At 60.4% G+C, this 19,905-nt stretch carries 19 protein-coding genes; 16 read left to right on the forward strand and 3 right to left on the reverse strand.

All coding sequences use genetic code 11. From position 1 onward, the window contains the following. Positions 1-10: 10 nt before the first annotated feature. Positions 11-1,972, reverse strand: coding sequence for a choline transporter BetT (betT, locus tag FBY02_RS23015; protein WP_178115383.1), 1,962 nt, complete (start codon positions 1,970-1,972; stop codon positions 11-13). A 396-nt stretch (positions 1,973-2,368) separates the two neighbouring features. Between betT and FBY02_RS23020 the strand changes: the two genes are divergently transcribed. From FBY02_RS23020 to FBY02_RS23075, 12 genes are all read left to right on the forward strand, one after another. After that, positions 2,369-3,361 (forward strand): D-cysteine desulfhydrase, encoded by a 993-nt coding sequence (locus tag FBY02_RS23020; RefSeq protein ID WP_144930406.1) that lies wholly within the window; start codon positions 2,369-2,371, stop codon positions 3,359-3,361. Positions 3,362-3,586: 225 nt separating this feature from the next. Beyond that, positions 3,587-4,381 (forward strand): cystine ABC transporter substrate-binding protein, encoded by a 795-nt coding sequence (tcyJ, locus tag FBY02_RS23025; RefSeq protein ID WP_144930407.1) that lies wholly within the window; start codon positions 3,587-3,589, stop codon positions 4,379-4,381. Beyond that, the gene (gene tcyL / locus FBY02_RS23030) at positions 4,381-5,046 is read left to right on the forward strand and encodes a cystine ABC transporter permease (RefSeq protein ID WP_144930408.1); all 666 of its coding nucleotides are present in this window, start codon (positions 4,381-4,383) and stop codon (positions 5,044-5,046) included. Before tcyJ ends, tcyL begins: the two co-directional genes overlap by 1 nt. Positions 5,047-5,049: 3 nt before the next feature. Further along, a complete protein-coding gene (gene tcyN / locus FBY02_RS23035; RefSeq protein WP_144930409.1) occupies positions 5,050-5,811 on the forward strand; it encodes an L-cystine ABC transporter ATP-binding protein TcyN in 762 nt (253 codons plus the stop codon). 462 nt (positions 5,812-6,273) lie between these two features. Beyond that, positions 6,274-7,044, forward strand: coding sequence for a hypothetical protein (locus FBY02_RS23040; protein WP_144930410.1), 771 nt, complete (start codon positions 6,274-6,276; stop codon positions 7,042-7,044). Positions 7,045-7,260: 216 nt separating this feature from the next. Next, entirely contained in the window at positions 7,261-8,502 is a 1,242-nt protein-coding gene (locus FBY02_RS23045; RefSeq protein WP_144930411.1) for an SfnB family sulfur acquisition oxidoreductase, read from the forward strand. Positions 8,503-8,525: 23 nt separating this feature from the next. Beyond that, entirely contained in the window at positions 8,526-9,719 is a 1,194-nt protein-coding gene (locus FBY02_RS23050; protein ID WP_144930412.1) for an SfnB family sulfur acquisition oxidoreductase, read from the forward strand. Then, entirely contained in the window at positions 9,719-11,077 is a 1,359-nt protein-coding gene (locus FBY02_RS23055; RefSeq protein ID WP_144930413.1) for an LLM class flavin-dependent oxidoreductase, read from the forward strand. The genes FBY02_RS23050 and FBY02_RS23055 overlap by 1 nt, the downstream gene beginning before the upstream one ends. A gap of 53 nt (positions 11,078-11,130) precedes the next feature. Then, the gene (locus FBY02_RS23060) at positions 11,131-11,940 is read left to right on the forward strand and encodes a MetQ/NlpA family ABC transporter substrate-binding protein (RefSeq protein ID WP_144930414.1); all 810 of its coding nucleotides are present in this window, start codon (positions 11,131-11,133) and stop codon (positions 11,938-11,940) included. Positions 11,941-11,942: 2 nt separating this feature from the next. Further along, on the forward strand, positions 11,943-13,061 hold the full coding sequence (locus tag FBY02_RS23065) for a methionine ABC transporter ATP-binding protein (protein ID WP_144930415.1): 1,119 nt from the start codon (positions 11,943-11,945) through the stop codon (positions 13,059-13,061). After that, a complete protein-coding gene (locus FBY02_RS23070) occupies positions 13,051-13,695 on the forward strand; it encodes a methionine ABC transporter permease (RefSeq protein ID WP_144930416.1) in 645 nt (214 codons plus the stop codon). The genes FBY02_RS23065 and FBY02_RS23070 overlap by 11 nt, the downstream gene beginning before the upstream one ends. A 57-nt stretch (positions 13,696-13,752) precedes the next feature. Then, complete coding sequence (locus FBY02_RS23075) at positions 13,753-14,379, forward strand: bifunctional 2-polyprenyl-6-hydroxyphenol methylase/3-demethylubiquinol 3-O-methyltransferase UbiG (protein ID WP_144930417.1); 627 nt, start codon at positions 13,753-13,755, stop codon at positions 14,377-14,379. A gap of 73 nt (positions 14,380-14,452) precedes the next feature. Here FBY02_RS23075 and FBY02_RS23080 read toward each other — a convergent pair whose 3' ends face one another. Continuing rightward, positions 14,453-15,019 (reverse strand): transporter substrate-binding domain-containing protein, encoded by a 567-nt coding sequence (locus tag FBY02_RS23080; RefSeq protein ID WP_144930418.1) that lies wholly within the window; start codon positions 15,017-15,019, stop codon positions 14,453-14,455. A 133-nt stretch (positions 15,020-15,152) separates the two neighbouring features. On the opposite strand from FBY02_RS23080, the gene FBY02_RS23085 reads away from it, so the two are divergent. Continuing rightward, positions 15,153-15,578, forward strand: coding sequence for a DUF4399 domain-containing protein (locus tag FBY02_RS23085; protein ID WP_144930422.1), 426 nt, complete (start codon positions 15,153-15,155; stop codon positions 15,576-15,578). Positions 15,579-15,788: 210 nt separating this feature from the next. On the opposite strand, the gene serA is transcribed toward FBY02_RS23085, so the two are convergent. Beyond that, positions 15,789-17,018: a phosphoglycerate dehydrogenase gene (gene serA / locus FBY02_RS23090; protein WP_041020979.1), complete on the reverse strand. Its 1,230-nt coding sequence runs from the start codon at positions 17,016-17,018 to the stop codon at positions 15,789-15,791. Positions 17,019-17,219: 201 nt separating this feature from the next. Between serA and FBY02_RS23100 the strand changes: the two genes are divergently transcribed. The 3 genes from FBY02_RS23100 to FBY02_RS23110 all read left to right on the forward strand — a co-directional run bounded on the left by FBY02_RS23100 (position 17,220) and on the right by FBY02_RS23110 (position 19,800). After that, entirely contained in the window at positions 17,220-18,614 is a 1,395-nt protein-coding gene (locus FBY02_RS23100) for an FAD-binding oxidoreductase (RefSeq protein WP_144930419.1), read from the forward strand. A gap of 40 nt (positions 18,615-18,654) precedes the next feature. Then, positions 18,655-19,320 (forward strand): fumarylacetoacetate hydrolase family protein, encoded by a 666-nt coding sequence (locus tag FBY02_RS23105; protein WP_144930420.1) that lies wholly within the window; start codon positions 18,655-18,657, stop codon positions 19,318-19,320. 177 nt (positions 19,321-19,497) lie between these two features. Next, positions 19,498-19,800, forward strand: a complete 303-nt coding sequence (locus FBY02_RS23110) for a transposase (RefSeq protein ID WP_256667454.1) — start codon at positions 19,498-19,500, stop codon at positions 19,798-19,800. Positions 19,801-19,905: the final 105 nt, after the last annotated feature.

Below are 19,905 nucleotides of genomic sequence, written 5' to 3' on the forward strand. Positions count from 1 at the left end.
ACGCCCCCGGTCAGCGCACCAGGTGCAGGAACTGCATGTGCCGCTCGTACTGATCGAGGATGTCGTTGATGACCTGCTCCCTGGTATAGCCCACCAGGTCGTAGTCCTGGCTGCCTTCGCTCAAATGCACCTCGGCGCGGTAGTAACGACGGTTGTTGATCTGCTTGGAGCCCATGCCGCCTCGGGCGAAGGATGGCGTGAAGTAGCCGCGCATCTGCACCTGGTAAATGAACGGGTGCTGCTCGCCATGGCCGATTTCCAGGCTGACGCTGTCGTTGGCCGGGTCGGGCTGGGTCATCACCGTCAGCCCCTTCTCGGCGAACACTGCCTTCACGTCCTCAACCGCCGGACGCACCGTGGTGTCGAGGAAGCGATAGACCTCGTCCCGGGACGGGAAATGCACCGCCTGGCTCAAGCGCTGGCGCCAGCCGCCTTTGCCTCGCCGCGAACCCGACACCGGCGCCAGGGAATGCAGTTGCGCGATCTGTTTCTGGGACTCGAGGTGAAACGCCTTGTGCAGGCCCCACATCATCAACAACAGGATCAGCGAGAATGGCAACGAAGTCAGTACAACCGCCGACTTCAACGCATCGATGCTGCCGGAGAACAACAGCGCGCTGGTCACCAGGGCGGTCATCGCCCCCCAGAACACCCGCAGCCATTTCGGCCCGTCCTCATCGGGGTTGCCGCCCTTGGCCGAGAGCGTTGAAAGCACCACGGTGCCGGAGTCGGCCGAGGTGACAAAGAACACGAAGCTGATGAACACCGTGACCGCGATGACCGTCTTGCTCCATGGATAGGTTTCCAGCAGCAGGTAAAGACTCATCGACGGATTGTCCAGGGCTGACATGCCCAGGGCGCTCATGCCGTGGTTGAGCACCTGGTCGATGGCGCTGTTACCGAAGATCGACATCCAGGCGAGGGTGAAACCCAGGGGAATCAGCAACACGCCGAACACGAACTCACGGATGGTCCGACCACGGGAAATCCGCGCGATGAACAGCCCCACGAACGGCGACCAGGCGATCCACCAGGCCCAATAGAACACCGTCCAGCCCCCCAGCCAGTCGCTGGGTTTGTCGTAGGCATACAGGTCGAAGCTTTTCATCGGCAGGGCGCCGAGGTAATCGCCCACGTTCTGGATCAGGGTGTTGAGCAAATGCTGGGTGGGCCCGGCGAACAGCACGAACAGCAACAGCGCGCAGGCCAGCAGCATGTTGATGTCGGACATGACCCGCACGCCTTTATCGACGCCCGCCACCGCCACGATGATCGCCGCTCCCATCATCAGCGCGATCAGGCCCACCTGAATCCATTGGGTATGAGGGATGCCCAGCAGGTAATCGAGACCGGAATTGAGGTGCAGGACCCCAAACCCCATATCGGCGCCGAGGCCGAACACGGTCGCGATGATGCCGAAGCCGTCGACGGCATAGCCGATGGGGCCATTGATACGTTTGCCGATCAGCGGATACAACGCAGAACGCAGGGCCAGCGGCAGATTATGCCGATAGGCAAAGTAAGCCAGGGCCATGCCGACAAACGCGAACACGCCCCAGCCGTGCAGGCCCCAATGCAGGAACAGTATCTGCATGGCCTGGCGCGCCGCATCGGCGGTTCCGGGCTCACCCTGGGGTGGCTGCGCCAGATGCGTCAGCGGCTCGGAGACGCAGAAGAAGAACAAGGTGATGCTGATCCCGGCGGCGAACAACATGCCGGCCCAGGACAGGTAACTGAATTCAGGCTCGTCGTGGTCGGCACCGAGCTTGATCTTGCCGTAGCCGGATAAGGCGGTGACCACCACGAAGACCAGATACAGGGCCATCGCCAGCAGGTAATACCAGCCGACCGTATTGGCCGCCCAGTTCTGGGCCGCCAGCAACCAGGCGCCGGCTTGCTCGGGCATGGCAATCACCACCAGGCCGAACAACAGGATAAAGGTCGCCGCGAAGTAAAACACCGGCGGATTCATGCGGACCAGGCCGCTGGGTGGAAGGGACGAAGCACTCATGAACGAAGCACTCCGACGTGCAAAAACGTGAAAGTCGATAACGGACTCGGCAAAGGCAAGCCTCCAGTTGTGAGCGGGCAGCAAACCAATGGTTTAACTTGAATGACCGTTCAATTTAAACATGAATAGGCAGCTAAGGACTAATCACCGGGCCCGACGGCACGTTTCCTACACCTATGGAAGGGTATGACGTTTCCTGGGGAATATTCGTTCAGTAGCTGCAGACCACACCCGCTCCCATAGGTCCAGCGTTGCTCGGCAATCCAATCGTCTTACTCCCCGCTAAACGATTGCCAGTTGCCCACCCATACCCACCCTGCCTATAGTCCAGGCATTGCCTACAACCAGTACGGACTCATGATCAAACAACAGCTGTCCCGCTTTAACCGCCTCGACCTGCTCGGCCATCCGACACCGCTGGAAAAACTCGAACGCCTCTCCACCTGGCTCGGCCGCGACCTTTACATCAAGCGCGACGACCTGACGCCCCTGGCCCTGGGCGGCAACAAATTGCGCAAGCTCGAATATCTCGCCGCCGACGCCTTGGCCCAGGGAGCCGACACCCTGATTACCGCCGGTGCGATCCAGTCCAACCATGTGCGCCAGACCGCTGCACTGGCAGCCAGGCTGGGCCTGGGTTGCGTGGCGCTGCTGGAAAATCCCATCGGCACCGAGGACGCCAATTACCTGGGCAATGGCAACCGATTATTGCTGGAGCTGTTCGACGCCAAGGTCGAACGGGTGAAAAACCTGGATAACGCCGACGAGCAACTGCAGGCCCTGGCTGCCCGATTGCGCAACAACGGCAAGAAGCCGTACCTGGTGCCGATTGGTGGCTCAAACGCCTTGGGTGCATTGGGGTACGTGCGCGCCGGCCTGGAGCTGGCCGAGCAGATCAAAGACACCGGCCTGGATTTCGCCGCCGTGGTGCTGGCCTCGGGCAGTGCCGGCACTCACAGCGGCCTGGCTCTGGCCTTGAGTGAAACCCTGCCGCAACTTCCAGTGGTTGGCGTAACGGTTTCGCGCAGCGAGGAAGATCAGTTCCCTAAGGTCCAGGGGCTTGCCGAACGCGTCGCCCATCTGCTTGAAGTGGCGCTTCCGCAGGCCTTCAAGGTGAACCTGTGGGATGAGTATTTCGCCCCACGCTACGGCGAGCCGAACGCCGGTACGCTGGCAGCGGTCAAGCTACTGGCCAGTCTCGAAGGCCTGTTGCTGGATCCGGTCTACACCGGCAAGGCCATGGCGGGCTTGCTCGATGGCATCGGCCGCGACCGCTTCGACGAGGGGCCGATCATCTTCCTGCACACCGGCGGGGCCCCGGCGTTGTTTGCCTACAACGCCGCGTTCTAGCGTTCATGCAAGCCCGCTCCACATCGGAAACTCATTCCATATTGGAATATTTGTAAGATTTAATATTATTTTCCAATCTATAAAACCCACCTTATAGTTTCGCCGAAGGCGCATTTGCCGCGAGACGCCCAAGCTGCTTTGAGGCAGGATGTGGCAATCTTTTCGAATCGCGGCTACGCCTTCTTCATCCAAATAATGTTGCATAAGAAAACACAGGGGCTTGTCATGAATTTTTCCGCATTACGTCGCAACCTGTTGATCGGTTCGCTGGGCCTGGCATTGAGCGCGGGCCTGCTGGGGCAAGCAGTTGCCGGTGAGCAACTGCAAAAAATCAAGGATGCGGGCGTGATCAACGTCGGCCTGGAAGGCACTTATCCACCGTTCAGCTTCGTCGATGCCGACGGCAAGCTGGCCGGTTTCGAAGTGGAGTTTTCCGAAGCCCTGGCCGAGGAGCTGGGGGTGAAGGTCCAGCTGCAGCCAACCAAATGGGACGGCATTCTCGCGGCGCTGGAGTCCAAGCGTCTGGACGCGGTGATCAACCAGGTGACCATTTCCGAAGAGCGCAAGAAGAAGTACAACTTCTCCAAGCCGTATACCGTTTCCGGGATCCAGGCACTGACCCTGACCAAGAACAAAGACAGCATCAAGACCGCCGCTGACCTTGCGGGCAAGAAAGTCGGCGTGGGTCTGGGCACCAACTACGAGCAGTGGGTCAAGGCCAACGTACCGGGTGCTGACGTGCGCACCTACGAAGATGATCCGACCAAGTTCCAGGACCTGCGTGTCGGCCGTATCGACGCCATCCTGATCGACCGTCTCGCCGCCTTGGAATACGCCAAGAAAGCCAAGGACACTGCCGCCGCCGGCGAAGCGTTCTCTCGCCAGGAAGCCGGGATTGCCCTGCGCAAAGACGAACCTGAACTGCTGGACGCGGTAAACAAGGCGATCGACAAGCTGCGCGCCAACGGCAAGCTGAAAGAGCTTTCGCAAAAATACTTCAGCGCTGACGTCACTCAATAATGGAAGAGGCTTTCCAACTCGCGCTGGACTCCGCGCCCTTTCTGCTCAAGGGCGCGTACTACACGGTGATCCTCAGCCTGGGCGGCATGTTCTTCGGCTTGCTGCTGGGGTTCGGCCTGGCGCTGATGCGCCTGTCGCGCTTCAAACTGGTGAGCTGGGTCGCCCGCATCTACGTGTCGTTCTTTCGCGGCACGCCGTTGCTGGTGCAGTTGTTCGTGATCTATTACGGGCTGCCGCAACTGGGGGTCGAGCTAGACCCGCTGCCGGCGGCGCTGATCGGCTTCTCGCTGAACATGGCGGCTTATGCGTGTGAAATCCTGCGGGCCGCCATCAGCTCCATCGAGCGTGGCCAGTGGGAAGCGGCGGCGAGTATCGGCATGACCCGCGCCCAGACCCTGCGCCGGGCCATCCTGCCGCAAGCCGCACGCACAGCCCTGCCACCGTTGGGCAACAGCTTCATTTCCCTGGTCAAGGACACCGCGCTGGCGGCGACCATCCAGGTGCCGGAGCTGTTCCGCCAGGCGCAGCTGATCACCGCGCGAACCTTCGAAATCTTCACCATGTACCTTGCCGCCGCGCTGATCTACTGGGTTCTGGCAAGCGTGCTCTCGCACCTGCAGAACGTCCTGGAAGCCCGGGTCAATCGGCATGACCAGGAGTCCTGATCCATGATTGTCGTGGAAAAACTGACAAAGCAGTTCAAGGGTCAGGTGGTGCTTAATGGCATCGACCTGAAGATCGAAGAAGGTGAAGTCGTTGCAATCATCGGCCCCAGCGGCTCGGGCAAGACCACGTTCCTGCGCTGCCTGAACTTCCTCGAAGAACCCAGCAGCGGCCGGATCAAGGTTGGTGACATCGAAATCGATGGCAGCCGCCCGCTGAACCAGCAACAGGGCCTGGTGCGTCGTCTGCGCCAGCAAGTGGGTTTTGTGTTCCAGAATTTCAATCTGTTTCCCCATCGCACGGCCCTGGAAAATGTCATCGAAGGCCCGCTGGTGGTGAAGAAGACCCCACGTGCCGACGCCGAAACCCTGGGCCGCAAGCTGTTGGCCAAGGTCGGCCTGGCTGGCAAGGAGGACGCCTATCCACGACGCCTCTCCGGCGGTCAGCAACAACGGGTGGCGATTGCCCGGGCTTTGGCGATGGAGCCGCAGGTGATCCTGTTCGACGAACCGACCTCGGCGCTGGACCCAGAACTGGTCGGAGAAGTCCTGGCGACCATTCGCGGCCTGGCCGAAGAAAAACGCACCATGGTCATCGTGACCCATGAAATGAGCTTTGCCCGTGACGTGGCGAACCGCGTGGTGTTCTTCGACAAGGGCGTGATCGTCGAACAAGGTGAAGCCAAGGCAATGTTCGCAGCGCCCAGGGAAGAACGCACCCGGCAGTTTCTCAGCAAGTTTCTCTCGGCCGGTCACGGTGCACAGTAACTTATCGATAAAGACTTACTTCCAGGGACGGAAGGGGCTGTCGACTTGAATACAAGCCAGCAATTTGAACCCCGCTTAAAACCTTCAATGAATTGAAGTGCGATATATACATACCTCTCGCAGCACTTTCCTTCGCGCCAAGCTCTCTGCCCCGCTCTTGCTCCACAACCCTTCGGCCACACCTTCAAGCCGAGGCAAAAGGCGATTCGCTCTGTATATTTTTAACTTCATCGCGTAGGACATTTCTGAAGAGCTGCACAGTCCACCGATAAGCAACCACCTCTATTGACACTGAAACTATCGACCCCGTATTTAGACCAACAGGCGCAGCACACTATTTTAGTTGTACGCAGCGATAACCATAGAAACAGCATTCAAGACTGCACAATAAAATAGTCGTGTATATCAGCGCCTTTGCTCTTTCCGAAACGGACTTCGTTTTTCAGCATCAAGGAGATCACCATGACAGGTACGTCAACTATTCCGGAACTCGCCGCCCCCGCCCTGGCCAACACCTGCCGTAGCGGTATCAACATCACCGGTGCCGCCCGCCTGGAAGTGCTCATCGCACCTTACCCCGGCATGGACGCCGGCGACTTGATCGAACTGTTCTGGGACAACTGCTACGTCGGCTCGCGCCTGCTGACCGAGGCCGACACACATGCCAGTGTCACCTTGCGTGTACCGGAGAGCTTCATCGTCAACGGGACCTCGCGTATCCATTATCGTGTGATGCGGGTCGGGCGCGGGCCGGCGCTGTCGGCAACGCATCGGGTGCAGGTCAAGCTCGACTGCCCCGGCGGCCAACCGGCGGCCCTGAGTGGCGATGAGAACCAGGGGCTGGCACCGGTGCGTATTCCGGACGCCATCCGTCGCCAAGGGGTGAACCCGAGCCAGATCAAACGCGGCGTCCCGCTGACTATCGAGCCCTACCTGAACATGGCCGTCGACGATGCAATCACCTTGCGCTGGGGCGATGTGCGCATGGACCTGCCCCGGATCAAATCCAGCGAAGTGGGCCAGCCGATCAATGTCTGGGTCCCCCCGGAGATCATTCTGGAGGCAGGAGAAGACCTGCGCCTGGAGGTGAGCTACTGCATCCTTGATCGTGTGGGCAACAGCTCCCATTGGGCGCCGCCCCGGACGCTGACGATAGGGTGTGCCAGGTCCTATTTGAAAACTCCGCCGAAAGAAGCGCTCATGGCCGCCGAACCGCGGCGTAAAAAGCCTTGATACAACAGGTTCCGGGTGAGGAAGTTTTCTGTGGCGAAAGACCTCTATACATATTCCTAAACGTTAGTTCAAAAAGAATTTCCATCCGTTTAGGGTATATACACCGGACCACCGGACATTCCTGATTTTCTTGAGATGTGAGGTGGGTATGGTACGGAACACAATCACCCGGGCGCAGCCCCCCCAGGCTCTGCCAACAGCCATGGAGCGGCGGTGATGTCTGGTCTGGCGCAAGCAAAGGTCCAGAGCGATCTGGACATCTCCCCCCCGTTGCTGCCCGCCCAGGTGCTGCGCAACGATGCCGAGGCAATCCAGGCCGCGCGGGAGTTGGCACAGGTTGCCCGGCAACAGGCCGCACGAAGGGATCAACAGCGCAAGCTGCCTTGGTCTGAGATCGAGCAATTCACCCGCAGCGGGCTCGGCAGTATCGCTGTCCCTCGAGAATACGGCGGGCCGCAAGTCTCGTTCGTCACCCTCGCCGAAGTCTTCTCGATCATTTCCGCTGCCGACCCGGCCCTCGGACAAATTCCGCAGAACCAGTTTGGTGTAATCCAGCTGATTCTCGGCATGGGTACCGAACGGCAGAAAGAAATCCTCCTGAACAGCGTGCTCGAAGGCTGGCGCATCGGCAACGCCGGGCCGGAACGGGGTACCCGCAACACCCTGGAACTCAAGGCGCGGATCAGCGCCGACAGCCGCGGCTTTGTCATCAACGGCCAGAAGTTCTATTCCACCGGCGCACTGTTCGCCCACTGGGTGGCGGTCAAGGCCCTGGATGACGAGGGCCGGCAAGTGCTGGCCTTCGTGCGACGCGGCACACCGGGCCTGCGCATTGTCGACGACTGGTCGGGGTTCGGTCAGCGCACCACCGCCAGCGGCACCGTGTTGCTGAACAACGTGCGCGTCGACACCGGGCTGGTGTTGGACAACTGGCGCATCAACGAGACGCCAAACGTGCAAGGCGCGATCTCGCAATTGATCCAGGCCGCCATCGATGCGGGCATTGCCCGTGGCGCAATCGACGACGCCATTGCCTTCATCCGCGAACGCTCCCGGCCCTGGATCGAGGCCAAGGTCGAGCGGGCCAGCGACGACCCGTACGTCATCGCCGACATCGGCCGACTGAAAATCGACCTCCACGCCACCGAGGCGCTGTTACGCAAGGCCGGCCAGGTGCTGGACCAGGTCAATACCGCACCCATTACCGCGCAGTCCGCCGCCCGGGCCTCGATAGCCGTGGCCGAAGCCAAGGTGTTGAGCACCGAAATTGCCCTGCTGGCCAGCGAAAAGCTGTTTGAACTGGCCGGCAGCCGGGCCACCCTCGCTGAATTCAACCTCGACCGTCATTGGCGCAATGCACGCGTCCATACCCTGCACGACCCGGTGCGCTGGAAGTATCACGCAGTGGGGGCCTACCACCTGAACGGCACCTTGCCGGCCCGGCATTCCTGGATCTGACCACCCGACTTCTGGAGCAGCACATGACGCTTTCCCAACACGTCGCGGTGATCACCAGCGACGAACAAGCCCTGATCGTGGCCAGCGACCTGGCCGATGACTTCAAGCGTGACAGCGCCCTGCGCGACCGCGAACGTCGCCTGCCGCATCCGGAGCTGGAGGCATTCTCACGCTCCGGCTTGTGGGGCATCAGCGTGCCCAAGGCCTATGGCGGCGCCGGGGTTTCCAACATCACCCTGGCCAAAGTCATCGCGTTGATCACCCAGGCCGACGGCTCCCTCGGACAGATCCCGCAAAATCACTTCTATGCCGTGGAAGTGCTGCGGGTCAACGCCAGTGAGGCGCAGAAACGGCGCCTGTACGCCGAGGTGCTGACCGGCCAGCGGTTCGGCAACGCCCTGGCGGAACTGGGAACCCAAACCGCCCACCACCGCACCACTCGACTGCGCCGCGATGGCGACGGCTATCGCATCAACGGTCGCAAGTTCTACGCCACCGGTGCGCTCTACGCCCAGCGCATCCCCACTGCCGTGGTGGATGAAAACGGCGTGCAACAGTTGGCATTCGTGCCGCGCAGCAGCCAGGGCCTGACGATCATCGATGACTGGAGCGGTTTCGGTCAGCGCACCACCGGCAGCGGTTCGGTGGTGTTCGAAGACGTGTATGTCGGCGCCGCAGACGTCGTGCCATTCCAGAGCGCCTTCGAGCGGCCGACGCCGGTGGGGCCACTGGCGCAGATTCTTCATGCCGCCATCGACACCGGCATCGCCCGAGCCGCCTATGAAGATGCCCTGCAGTTTGTCCGCAGCAAAACCCGACCATGGATCGATGCCACCAGCGACGTCGCCACCGACGATCCACACACGCTCAAGATTTTCGGCCAACTGAGCAGCCGCCTGCATGCCGCCGAAGCGCTGCTGGAAAGGGCCGGAGAATTTCTCGACCGGGCCCAGGCCGACACCAACGCCGAAACGGTCGCCGCCGCGTCGATTGCCGTGGCCGAAGCCCGCGCCATCAGTACCGAGATTTCCCTGGCCACCGGCAGCACGCTGTTCGAGCTGGCCGGCAGCCAGGCGACCCTGGCCGAGCATGGTCTGGACCGCCATTGGCGTAATGCCCGGGTACATACGCTGCATGACCCGGTGCGCTGGAAATACCACGCGGTGGGCAACTTCTATCTCAATGACGAAAAGCCGCCGCTGCGGGGGACCATCTGATGGCGCCCGGCAAGAAAAAGATCCTGCTCAACGCGTTCAACATGAACTGCATCGGGCACATCAATCACGGACTGTGGACACACCCCCAGGACACTTCTACCCAGTACAACACCCTCGAGTACTGGACCGGGTTGGCACAGCTGCTGGAACGCGGGCTGTTCGACGGGTTGTTCATCGCCGATATCGTCGGGGTCTACGACGTGTACCGGCAATCGGTAGACGTCACGCTGAAAGAGTCGATTCAGTTGCCGGTCAACGACCCGTTGCTGCTGGTCAGCGCGATGGCCGCCGCCACGAAGAACCTGGGCTTCGGCCTCACCGCCAACCTGACCTACGAACCGCCGTACCTGTTCGCCCGGCGCATGAGTACCCTCGACCATCTGAGCCGTGGCCGAGTCGGCTGGAACATCGTCACCGGCTACCTGGAAAGCGCCGCCAAGGCGATGGGCCTGACTGCGCAGGTCGAGCATGACCGCCGCTACGACCAGGCCGACGAATACCTGCAAGTGCTCTACCAGCTGTGGGAAGGCAGCTGGGAAGACGATGCTGTGCTCAACGACCGCGAGCAGCGGATCTACGCCCAACCGGAAAAAGTCCATAAGGTCCGACACCGGGGCGAGTTCTATCAGGTCGAAGGCTATCACCTCTGTGAGCCGTCCCCCCAGCGCACACCGGTGCTGTTCCAGGCCGGCAGTTCGGAGCGCGGATTGCTTTTCGCCGGACGCCACGCCGAATGCGTATTCATCAGCGGCCAGAACAAGACGGCGACCAGAAGCCAGGTGGACAAGGTTCGCGCCAGCGCCATCCAGAGCGGACGCAAGCCTGAGGACATCAAGGTGTTCATGGGCCTGAACGTGATCGTCGGCGAAAGCGAAGCAGCTGCCTGGGCCAGGCACGCCGAGTACCTGAGCTACGCCAGCGCCGAGGCCGGGGTCGCACATTTCTCGGCGTCGACGGGCATCGATTTTTCCGAATACGCCCTAGACGAGCCGATCCAGTACGTGAAGAACAATGCCATCCAGTCCGCCACCCGGATCCTGCAAAACAACGACTGGACCCGGCGCAGGCTACTGGAACAACACGCCCTGGGCGGCCGCTACATCACGCTGGTCGGCTCGGCCGAACAGGTGGCCGACGAGTTGGAGTCGTGGATTGCCGAAACCGGTCTCGACGGTTTCAACCTGACCCGCATCGTCACACCACAAAGCTATGTGGACTTCATCGACCTGGTGATTCCTGAGCTGCAGCGACGCGGGTCGTACAAGACTGAATATGACCGCGGCACCCTCAGGGAAAAGCTGTTTCATGCCGGGGCTCATTTACCGGAGCAACACACCGGTTTCACCTACCGACATTGACCCCCCCCTCGCCACAAAAACTGCAACCGACCATTAATGACTGGAAAAACCTCATGACCAAGCGCTCCCTTTCTTTGCCAGTCAAAGCACTGGCCCTGCTCCTCGGCCTGTTCAGCTCGACACTGTTTGCCGCCGACGCACCGCTGAAAATCGGCACCACCGCCGCCTTCGCCATTCCCCTGGAAGCCGCAGTGGCCGAGGCAGACAAGCAAGGCCTTAAGGTCGAGCTGGTGGAGTTCAGTGACTGGATCGCACCGAACGTCAGCCTCGCCTCCGGCGATATCGACGTGAACTATTTCCAGCACATCCCATTCCTGGAAAATGCCAGGGCCACCGCCGGGTTCGACCTGGTGCCGTTTGCACCGGGGATCATCAACAACGTCGGTCTCTACTCGAAGAAATACAAAAGCTTCGACGCACTGCCCGAAGGCGCGAGCGTCGCCATCGCCAACGATCCGATCAACAGCGGTCGCGGCTTGCAACTGCTGGCCAAGGCCGGGTTGATCACCCTCAAGCCTGGGGTGGGTTACAAGGCCACCGAGGACGATATCATCGCCAACCCGAAGAAGCTGCGGATCCTGCAGGTCGAAGCCGTGCAACTGGTGCGTGCCTATGAAGACGCCGATCTGGTGCAGGGATACCCCGCCTACATTCGCCTGGCGAACACCTTCGACGCCACCACCGCGTTGCTGTTCGACGGCCTCGACCACAAGGAATATGTCATCCAGTTCGTGATCCAGCCCAAGAACCGGAACGACCCGCGGCTGATCAGGTTCGTCGACATCTACCAGCATTCTCCTGTGGTGCGGGCAGCCCTGGACAAGGCTCACGGCAAGCTTTACCAGGCCGGTTGGGAGGGCTGACCATGAGCGTCGCCAATGCTCGTCCCTGCCTGGAAACACCCCGGCCCCTCAGCGCCGAGCATACCGAGCTGCATCCGGAGCTCAACCGCGCCCACGTTCGCTTCATCGGCGTGAGCAAGACCTACAGCGGCGCCCGGGTGGCGGCGCTGCAAGGCATCGACCTGGCGATCCAGCACGGCGAAGTGTTCGGCATCATCGGCCGCAGCGGAGCCGGCAAATCATCGTTGATCCGCACCATCAACCGCCTGGAACAACCCACCCACGGACGGGTACTGATCGATCAGGTCGACATCGGCGGGTTCGATGAAGATCGCCTGGTGGAACTGCGCCGACGCATCGGCATGATCTTCCAACATTTCAACCTGATGTCGGCCAAGACCGTGTGGCAAAACGTCGAGCTGCCGCTGAAGGTCGCCGGCGTACCGAAGGAACAGCGTCAGCGCAAGGTTCGCGAACTGCTGGAACTGGTCGGCCTGCAAGACAAGCACAAGGCTTACCCGGCACAGCTCTCGGGCGGCCAGAAGCAGCGCGTCGGCATCGCCCGGGCATTGGTGCACGATCCACAGATCTTGCTATGTGACGAGGCCACCTCGGCGCTCGACCCGGAAACCACCCAGTCGATTCTCGGCCTGCTGCGCCAGATCAATCAGCGGCTGGGCCTGACCATCGTGCTGATCACCCATGAAATGGCGGTGATCCGTGAAGTCTGCGACCGCGTGGTAGTGCTCGAACAAGGGCGGATCGTCGAGCAGGGGCCGGTCTGGGAGGTGTTCGGCAACCCTCGGCACGAAGTCAGCCGGACGTTGCTGGCGCCGTTGCAACAGGCCTTGCCGCAGGAGCTGCAAAGCCGCTTGCAGGCGCAGCCGCCATCGGCGGATGCCGCCGCCGTATTGCGCCTGCAGTTCACCGGCACAGGACGGGAGGAAGCGGATCTCGCAGCGCTATTCAGTGCCCTTGGCGGGCGAGTGCGGCTGCTCCATGGGGGCATCGAACGAATTCAGGGGCACGGGCTGGGACAGTTGCTGCTGGCAGTCAGCGGCTCGTCCTGGGGCGTCGAGGAACTGCGGCAACGCGCCGGCAATTGGGCACAACAGGTGGAGGTGCTGGGCTATGTGGTTTGATCGGTTGCTGCAGGGGTTTATCGACACGCTGCTGATGGTGGGCGTGTCGTCGCTGATCGCGTTACCTACCGGCATCGCGCTGGCGGTGATTCTGGTCACCAGCGGCAAGGGCGGGATCTACGAAGCGCCCACGCTGAACCGCGCCCTGGGCGCGTTCGTGAATCTGTTCCGCTCGATACCGTTCCTGATCCTGATGGTGGCGCTGATCCCGTTCACGCGGCTGATCGTCGGCACGACCTACGGCGTGTGGGCCGCCGTGGTGCCCTTGACCATCGCCGCCACGCCGTTCTTCGCCCGCATCGCCGAAGTCAGCCTGCGGGAGGTCGACCACGGCTTGATCGAAGCCGCTCAGGCCATGGGCTGCCGACGCTGGCATATCGTCTGGCACGTGCTGTTGCCAGAAGCCCTGCCGGGTATCGTTGGCGGTTTTACCATCACGCTGGTGACCATGATCAATTCCTCGGCCATGGCCGGAGCCATTGGTGCCGGCGGCCTGGGGGACATCGCGTATCGTTATGGTTACCAACGCTTCGACAGCCAGATCATGTTCACCGTGATCGTCTTGCTGGTGGCACTGGTGGCGCTGATTCAGGTGGGCGGTGACCGCTTGGCGCGAGGGTTGAACAGGCGTTGAGTCGATGGGCGCGACGATGGGGTATAGTCAGCTTTCGCTCCTCACTCAAGCCTCGCCATGAAACACTCCCCCGACGACCTCCACGCTATTACCACCACGACCCTGGGCCATTACAACTCAGTCGCCGAGAGCTTTCGCGAAGGCACTCGCGATCACGACGTCAGCCAGAACATCGACGCGCTGTTGCGGCATATCCATGGCCAGGCACCGCTCCACATCCTCGATTTCGGCTGCGGCCCGGGGCGGGATCTGCAGACATTCACCTGCATGGGGCACGTTGCGGTGGGTCTCGACGGCTCACAGGAATTCGCCCGAATGGCACGCCAGGACAGCGGCTGCGAAGTCTGGCAGCAGGATTTCCTGCAACTGGACCTGCCAAGCGAACGTTTCGATGGGATCTTCGCCAACGCCGTGCTGTTCCATGTTCCCGTCCAGGAATTGCCCAGGGTGCTCAAGCAGCTGCATGCCACCCTCAAACCCGGCGGCGTGCTGTTCAGCTCCAACCCACGGGGCGAGAACCAGGAAGGCTGGAACGGCCAGCGCTTCGGCGCCTACCACGACCTCGAGGCCTGGCGCACGCTGCTCATCGCAGCCGGCTTTGTCGAGCTGGAGCACTACTACCGGCCAACGGGGCTGCCTCGGGAGCAGCAGCCCTGGTTGGCGAGTGTCTGGCGCAAGACTTGAGGACATATACCCCCCTGTGGCGAGGGGAGATATCCCTCGCCACAAAGACCCCGCCTGACTCTTTAATAACCCGTCATTGCTGCTTACCCAACCACTTCTGCGTCAGCTGCTCCAACCTCCCATCATCCTTGATACGCGCCAGGGCGTTGTCCACGCTGGCTTTGAACGCCGGGTTGCCCTTCTGGAACGGAATCACCAGGCTCGGCGCCGGGCCGCTCTTTTCTTCCGGCTGGAAAGACTGCGCCATCACGAGTGGACGGGGTGTTTCGTCCTTGCTCGCCAGCAGTTGCGCATCCGGACGGCTGTAAGCGGCGCTGGTATCGAAACGTTCCGCCAGTTCCGGGGTCATTGCTATGTGGTTGATGGCGACGTCGTACTTGCCGCTTTCCACGCCGCTCAGCAGATCCGCGGCATCGGTAACCACAAAGTCGGCGCGCACATCGAGTTCATTGGCCAGCATCTGGCCCAGTTCCACTTCGAAACCGGTGAGTTTGCCGTCTTCCTTGAAGTTGAAGGGAGCGGCATTGGCTTCGAGGGCGATGCGCAGTTCGCCACGGTCGTTGATGTCGTCGATCAGCTCGGCATGGGCCAGGGGGCTCAGAAGGGGTAGCAGGCAGATCAGGCCAGGCAGGAAACGCATGGTCACTCCTTTGTATGGGTACAAGCGACGCTCGTTTCAGGCTCGCTTTGCTATGGTTGTTGCAGGCTTCGACAACGATTGGTCATGAAGTTGTCACGACCAATAGGATTTCATGGAAAAACTGGAGAGAAAAATGAAAAGCTTTATGTCACGTGCAGTTTTGACAGGCCTGTTGCTGGGCACTTCGATGCTGGCGGCAGCGGCCACCCCTGCCCCCAAAGGCGCTGAAGTTTCTTTCGTTTCCTTGAAAAATGGCGACACGGTCCCTCAGGAGTTCACGGTCAAGTTCGCCGTCAAGAACATTGCCCTGGCCCCGGCGGGAGATGTGACCAAAAATACCGGGCATCATCATCTGCTGATCGATGTCGACGAGTTGCCTGCCAAAGACACACCCATTCCAAACGACGCCAACCACATGCACTTCGGCAAGGCCCAGACCGAGGCCACCATCAAATTGGCACCGGGCAAACATACTTTGCAGTTAGAACTGGGCGACTCCGGGCATATGCCGTTCGATCCCCCCATCGTATCCAAGAAGATCACGGTGAACGTGAAATAACTTCTGAACAAAAGGCCCCCTGTGGGAGCGAGCCTGCTCGCGATAGCGGTATTCCAGTCTACATCCATGCTGACTGCCCCACCGCTATCGCGAGCAGGCTCGCTCCCACAAAACCTTTCGCACAGCCGCTATTACGTTTCAGGCAAAAAAACGGGAGCCTTTGCAGGCTCCCGCTTTTTTACTGCAAGCCAGACATCAGCCCTGCTTCCTTTAGAACAACACGCGGGACCGGATGGTGCCTTTGATGTGCTGCAGCTTCTCTTGCGCCAGGTCCGAGTACTCGGCGTCGACGTCGATCACGACGTAGCCGACTTTGTCGTTGGTCTGCAGGAATTGACCGGAAATGTTGATGCCGTTTTCCGCGAAGACCTTGTTGATCTCGCTCATCACACCCGGGATGTTTTCGTGGATGTGCAGCAGGCGGTGCTTGCCAGGGTGCGCCGGCAGGGCCACTTCCGGGAAGTTCACGGACGATACCGAGGTACCGTTGTCACTGTACTTGACCAGCTTTTCCGCCACTTCCAGGCCGATGTTGGCCTGGGCTTCAGCCGTGGAACCGCCGATGTGCGGGGTCAGGATCACGTTGTCCAGGCCACGCAGCGGGCTTTCGAAGATATCGTCGTTGGAGCGCGGCTCCACCGGGAACACGTCGATGGCAGCGCCGATCAGGTGCTTGTCCTTGATCGCGTCGGCCAGGGCGTCGAGCTTGACCACCGTACCGCGGGCGGCGTTGATCAGGATCCCGCCCTTCTTGATGGCGCGGATTTCCTTCTCGCCGATCATCCACTGGGTGGCTGCGGTTTCCGGCACGTGCAGGGTCACGATATCGGACATGCCCAGCAACTCATGCAAGTCGTTGACCTGGGTGGCATTGCCCAGTGGCAATTTGGTCACGGTGTCGTAGAAGAACACTTGCATGCCCAGGCCTTCGGCCAGGACCGACAACTGGGTGCCGATCGAGCCATAGCCGACGATACCCAGTTTCTTGCCGCGGATTTCGAAGGAGTTGGCCGCGCTCTTGATCCAGCCGCCACGGTGGCAGGAAGCGTTTTTCTCGGGAATGCCGCGCAGCAGCAGGATCGCTTCGGCCAGCACCAGTTCGGCAACGGAACGGGTATTGGAATACGGTGCGTTGAACACCGCGATACCACGCTCGCGAGCCGCGTCGAGGTCAACCTGGTTGGTGCCGATGCAGAAGCAGCCGACCGCCACCAGTTTCTTGGCGTGGTCGAAGATCTCTTCGGTCAATTGAGTGCGGGAGCGAATGCCGATGAAATGAGCATCGGCGATCTTTTCCTTGAGCTGGGCTTCCGGCAGAGAACTGGTGATGTACTCGATACTGGTATAGCCCGCCGACTTGAGGACGTCGACAGCCGATTGGTGGACGCCTTCGAGGAGAAGGAACCTGATCTTGCTCTTATCGAGTGAAGTCTTGCTCATCTGCGTAAACCTGTGTCCCGGAAAAAATGGCAGGGAATCGGACAGCGCATGCTGGCCCGATCGGCGTGATGGCCGTCGCCGCAGAACGACCTTCGGCACTGTCCTGCGGGGGCGGTATGCTAGCATATGCGACCTGCAAACACTCATTCTGCGACATGAAGCGTTCTCAGGGTGACCATGAATTGTTCGAGAGTTTTGCCGATGACCAATCCTGCCCTGATAGAAGAACTCAAGTCCCTGGTCGAGTCTGGCAAGGTCCTGACCGATGCCGACTCTCTGCAAGCCTATGGCAAGGATTGGACCCGGCACTTCGCCCCGGCGCCGAGTGCCATCGTTTTTCCCAAGACCATCGAACAGGTGCAGGCCATCGTACGCTGGGCCAATGCACACAGGGTTGCCCTGGTGCCATCGGGCGGGCGTACCGGGCTTTCCGCCGCAGCCGTGGCGGCCAACGGCGAAGTGGTCGTGTCATTCGACTACATGAACCAGATTCTCGAGGTGAACCTCACCGACCGCACCGCCGTCTGCCAGCCGGGCGTGATCACCGAGCAACTGCAGAACAAGGCTCAAGAGCATGGGCTGTATTACCCGGTGGACTTCGCTTCTGCCGGTTCCAGCCAGATTGGCGGCAATATCGGCACCAATGCCGGCGGGATCAAGGTGATTCGCTATGGCATGACCCGTAACTGGGTGGCCGGGATGAAGGTCGTCACCGGCAAGGGCGACCTGCTGGAACTGAACAAAGACCTGATCAAGAACGCTACAGGCTATGACTTGCGGCAGCTGTTCATCGGCGCCGAAGGCACCCTCGGTTTCGTGGTCGAGGCCACCATGCGCCTGGATCGCGCACCGAAAAACCTTACGGCGATGGTGCTCGGCACGCCAGACTTCGACTCGATCATGCCAGTGCTCCACGCCTTTCAGGGCAAGCTCGACCTGACGGCCTTCGAGTTTTTTTCCGACAAGGCCCTGGCCAGGATCATGGGCCGTGGCGACGTACCGGCGCCGTTCGAAACCGACTGCCCGTTCTACGCATTGCTGGAGTTCGAAGCCACTACCGAAGAGGTTGCCAATCACGCCCTGGAAACCTTCGAACACTGTGTGGAGCAAGGCTGGGTGTTGGATGGCGTGATGAGCCAGAGCGAAACCCAGCTGCAGAATCTGTGGAAACTGCGTGAATACATCTCCGAAACCATCTCCCACTGGACGCCGTACAAGAACGACATTTCGGTGACCGTTTCGAAAGTCCCGGAATTCCTCAAGGAGATAGACGCGATTGTCGGCAAACACTACCCGGACTTCGAAGTCGTCTGGTACGGCCACATCGGCGACGGCAACCTGCACCTCAATATCCTCAAGCCGGACAACCTGGGCAAGGACGAATTCTTCGCCAAATGTGCGACAGTGAACAAATGGGTTTTCGAAATCGTCGAGAAGTACAACGGCTCGATTTCGGCGGAACACGGCGTGGGCATGACCAAGCGCGACTACCTGACCTATAGTCGCTCGCCAGTGGAAATCGAATACATGAAAGCCATCAAGGCCGCATTCGACCCGAACGGCATCATGAACCCAGGCAAGATTTTCGCGGTGTGATGCAAAGCACCTGATGAGTTTCAGATAACAGGAGTCGGTAATGAGCTATCAGCACCAGTATGTCGACGGTACCCGCATCCACTTCCCGGTCGGGAAAGTGGTGTGCATTGGCCGTAACTACGCCGAGCATGCAAAGGAACTGGATAATCCGGTACCCACCGAACCCTTGCTGTTCATCAAGCCCGGCAGTTGCGTGGTTCCGCTGGAAAGCAGCTTCAGCATTCCCGTCGATCGGGGTTCGGTGCATTACGAAGCGGAAATCGCCGTGCTGATCGGCAAGCCGCTGTCGCCCCGGCCAAGCGTCGAAGAAGTGCTCGATGCCATTTCCGGCTTCGCTCCGGCCCTGGACCTGACCCTTCGGGACAAGCAGGCCGAACTCAAGGCCAAGGGCCTGCCATGGGAAGTCGCCAAGTCATTCGATGGCGCGGCGGTGATTGCGCCATTCGTATCAAACGCCACCTTTGCCGACCTGGCCGATATTTCCGTTCGCCTGACCATCAACGGTGAAGTGCGCCAGGACGGCAACAGCAGCCTGATGCTCAATCCCATCGTACCGATGATCCAGTACATGGCCGGCTGCTTCTCGCTGCAGGCCGGCGATGTGATCCTCACCGGCACCCCGGCGGGCGTCGGGCCATTGAATGTGGGGGATGAGCTGGTGCTGGAACTGCCGGGGGCCAGCCGTTTCGAAAGCAGCGTTTGCTGACTCGGGCGTCTGATCACTAGAGATCATTATGGGAGCGGGCTTGCTCGCGAAGGCAGTATAGCAGCCAACGTAGATGTTGAATCTGATGGCCTCTTCGCGAGCAAGCTGAACTGGCCTAATGATTTTGGACACTTCAATCGGGCGCTATGATGGCGCCCAAATCTGAGGTGTTTGGATATGCGTAAATCTTATTCGAGTGAGTTCAAGCTCAAGGCTGCCAGCATGGTGCTGGACGAAGGCCAGTCAGTTCCCGAAGTCTGCGCCAGTCTGGATATTGGCCCTACCGCCTTGCGTCGTTGGGTCGATCAGGTACGCAAAGAGCGTTTGGGCTCGACGCCGGTAGGCGCCAAGGCGATTACCGCCGACCAGCGAGAGATTCAGAGGCTCAAAGCCCTGCTCAGGGAGAAAGACCTGGACATCGAAATTCTAAAAAAGGCCAGTGCTCTCCTGCTTTTGGACGCCAAAGATCATTCACGCTGATCGATGAGCTGGACGAGCAGTACGGCGTTAATCGGTGTTGCCGGGCGTTCGGCGTCAACCGCAGCAGCTTTTACGCCTGGCGTCAGCGCCAAGGTAAGGCTAATC

The organism is Pseudomonas sp. SJZ078 (genome assembly GCF_007828255.1).
Taxonomy (GTDB): Bacteria; Pseudomonadota; Gammaproteobacteria; order Pseudomonadales; family Pseudomonadaceae; genus Aquipseudomonas.

Bases quoted from the DNA above. Each gene is read 5' to 3' on its own strand.
- betT (WP_178115383.1), bottom strand. From the start codon at position 1,972: ATGAATCCGCCGGTGTTTTACTTCGCGGCGACCTTTATCCTGTTGTTC.
- FBY02_RS23020 (WP_144930406.1), top strand. From the start codon at position 2,369: ATGATCAAACAACAGCTGTCCCGCTTTAACCGCCTCGACCTGCTCGGC.
- tcyJ (WP_144930407.1), top strand. From the start codon at position 3,587: ATGAATTTTTCCGCATTACGTCGCAACCTGTTGATCGGTTCGCTGGGC.
- tcyL (WP_144930408.1), top strand. From the start codon at position 4,381: ATGGAAGAGGCTTTCCAACTCGCGCTGGACTCCGCGCCCTTTCTGCTC.
- tcyN (WP_144930409.1), top strand. From the start codon at position 5,050: ATGATTGTCGTGGAAAAACTGACAAAGCAGTTCAAGGGTCAGGTGGTG.
- FBY02_RS23040 (WP_144930410.1), top strand. From the start codon at position 6,274: ATGACAGGTACGTCAACTATTCCGGAACTCGCCGCCCCCGCCCTGGCC.
- FBY02_RS23045 (WP_144930411.1), top strand. From the start codon at position 7,261: ATGTCTGGTCTGGCGCAAGCAAAGGTCCAGAGCGATCTGGACATCTCC.
- FBY02_RS23050 (WP_144930412.1), top strand. From the start codon at position 8,526: ATGACGCTTTCCCAACACGTCGCGGTGATCACCAGCGACGAACAAGCC.
- FBY02_RS23055 (WP_144930413.1), top strand. From the start codon at position 9,719: ATGGCGCCCGGCAAGAAAAAGATCCTGCTCAACGCGTTCAACATGAAC.
- FBY02_RS23060 (WP_144930414.1), top strand. From the start codon at position 11,131: ATGACCAAGCGCTCCCTTTCTTTGCCAGTCAAAGCACTGGCCCTGCTC.
- FBY02_RS23065 (WP_144930415.1), top strand. From the start codon at position 11,943: ATGAGCGTCGCCAATGCTCGTCCCTGCCTGGAAACACCCCGGCCCCTC.
- FBY02_RS23070 (WP_144930416.1), top strand. From the start codon at position 13,051: ATGTGGTTTGATCGGTTGCTGCAGGGGTTTATCGACACGCTGCTGATG.
- FBY02_RS23075 (WP_144930417.1), top strand. From the start codon at position 13,753: ATGAAACACTCCCCCGACGACCTCCACGCTATTACCACCACGACCCTG.
- FBY02_RS23080 (WP_144930418.1), bottom strand. From the start codon at position 15,019: ATGCGTTTCCTGCCTGGCCTGATCTGCCTGCTACCCCTTCTGAGCCCC.
- FBY02_RS23085 (WP_144930422.1), top strand. From the start codon at position 15,153: ATGAAAAGCTTTATGTCACGTGCAGTTTTGACAGGCCTGTTGCTGGGC.
- serA (WP_041020979.1), bottom strand. From the start codon at position 17,018: ATGAGCAAGACTTCACTCGATAAGAGCAAGATCAGGTTCCTTCTCCTC.
- FBY02_RS23100 (WP_144930419.1), top strand. From the start codon at position 17,220: ATGACCAATCCTGCCCTGATAGAAGAACTCAAGTCCCTGGTCGAGTCT.
- FBY02_RS23105 (WP_144930420.1), top strand. From the start codon at position 18,655: ATGAGCTATCAGCACCAGTATGTCGACGGTACCCGCATCCACTTCCCG.
- FBY02_RS23110 (WP_256667454.1), top strand. From the start codon at position 19,498: ATGCGTAAATCTTATTCGAGTGAGTTCAAGCTCAAGGCTGCCAGCATG.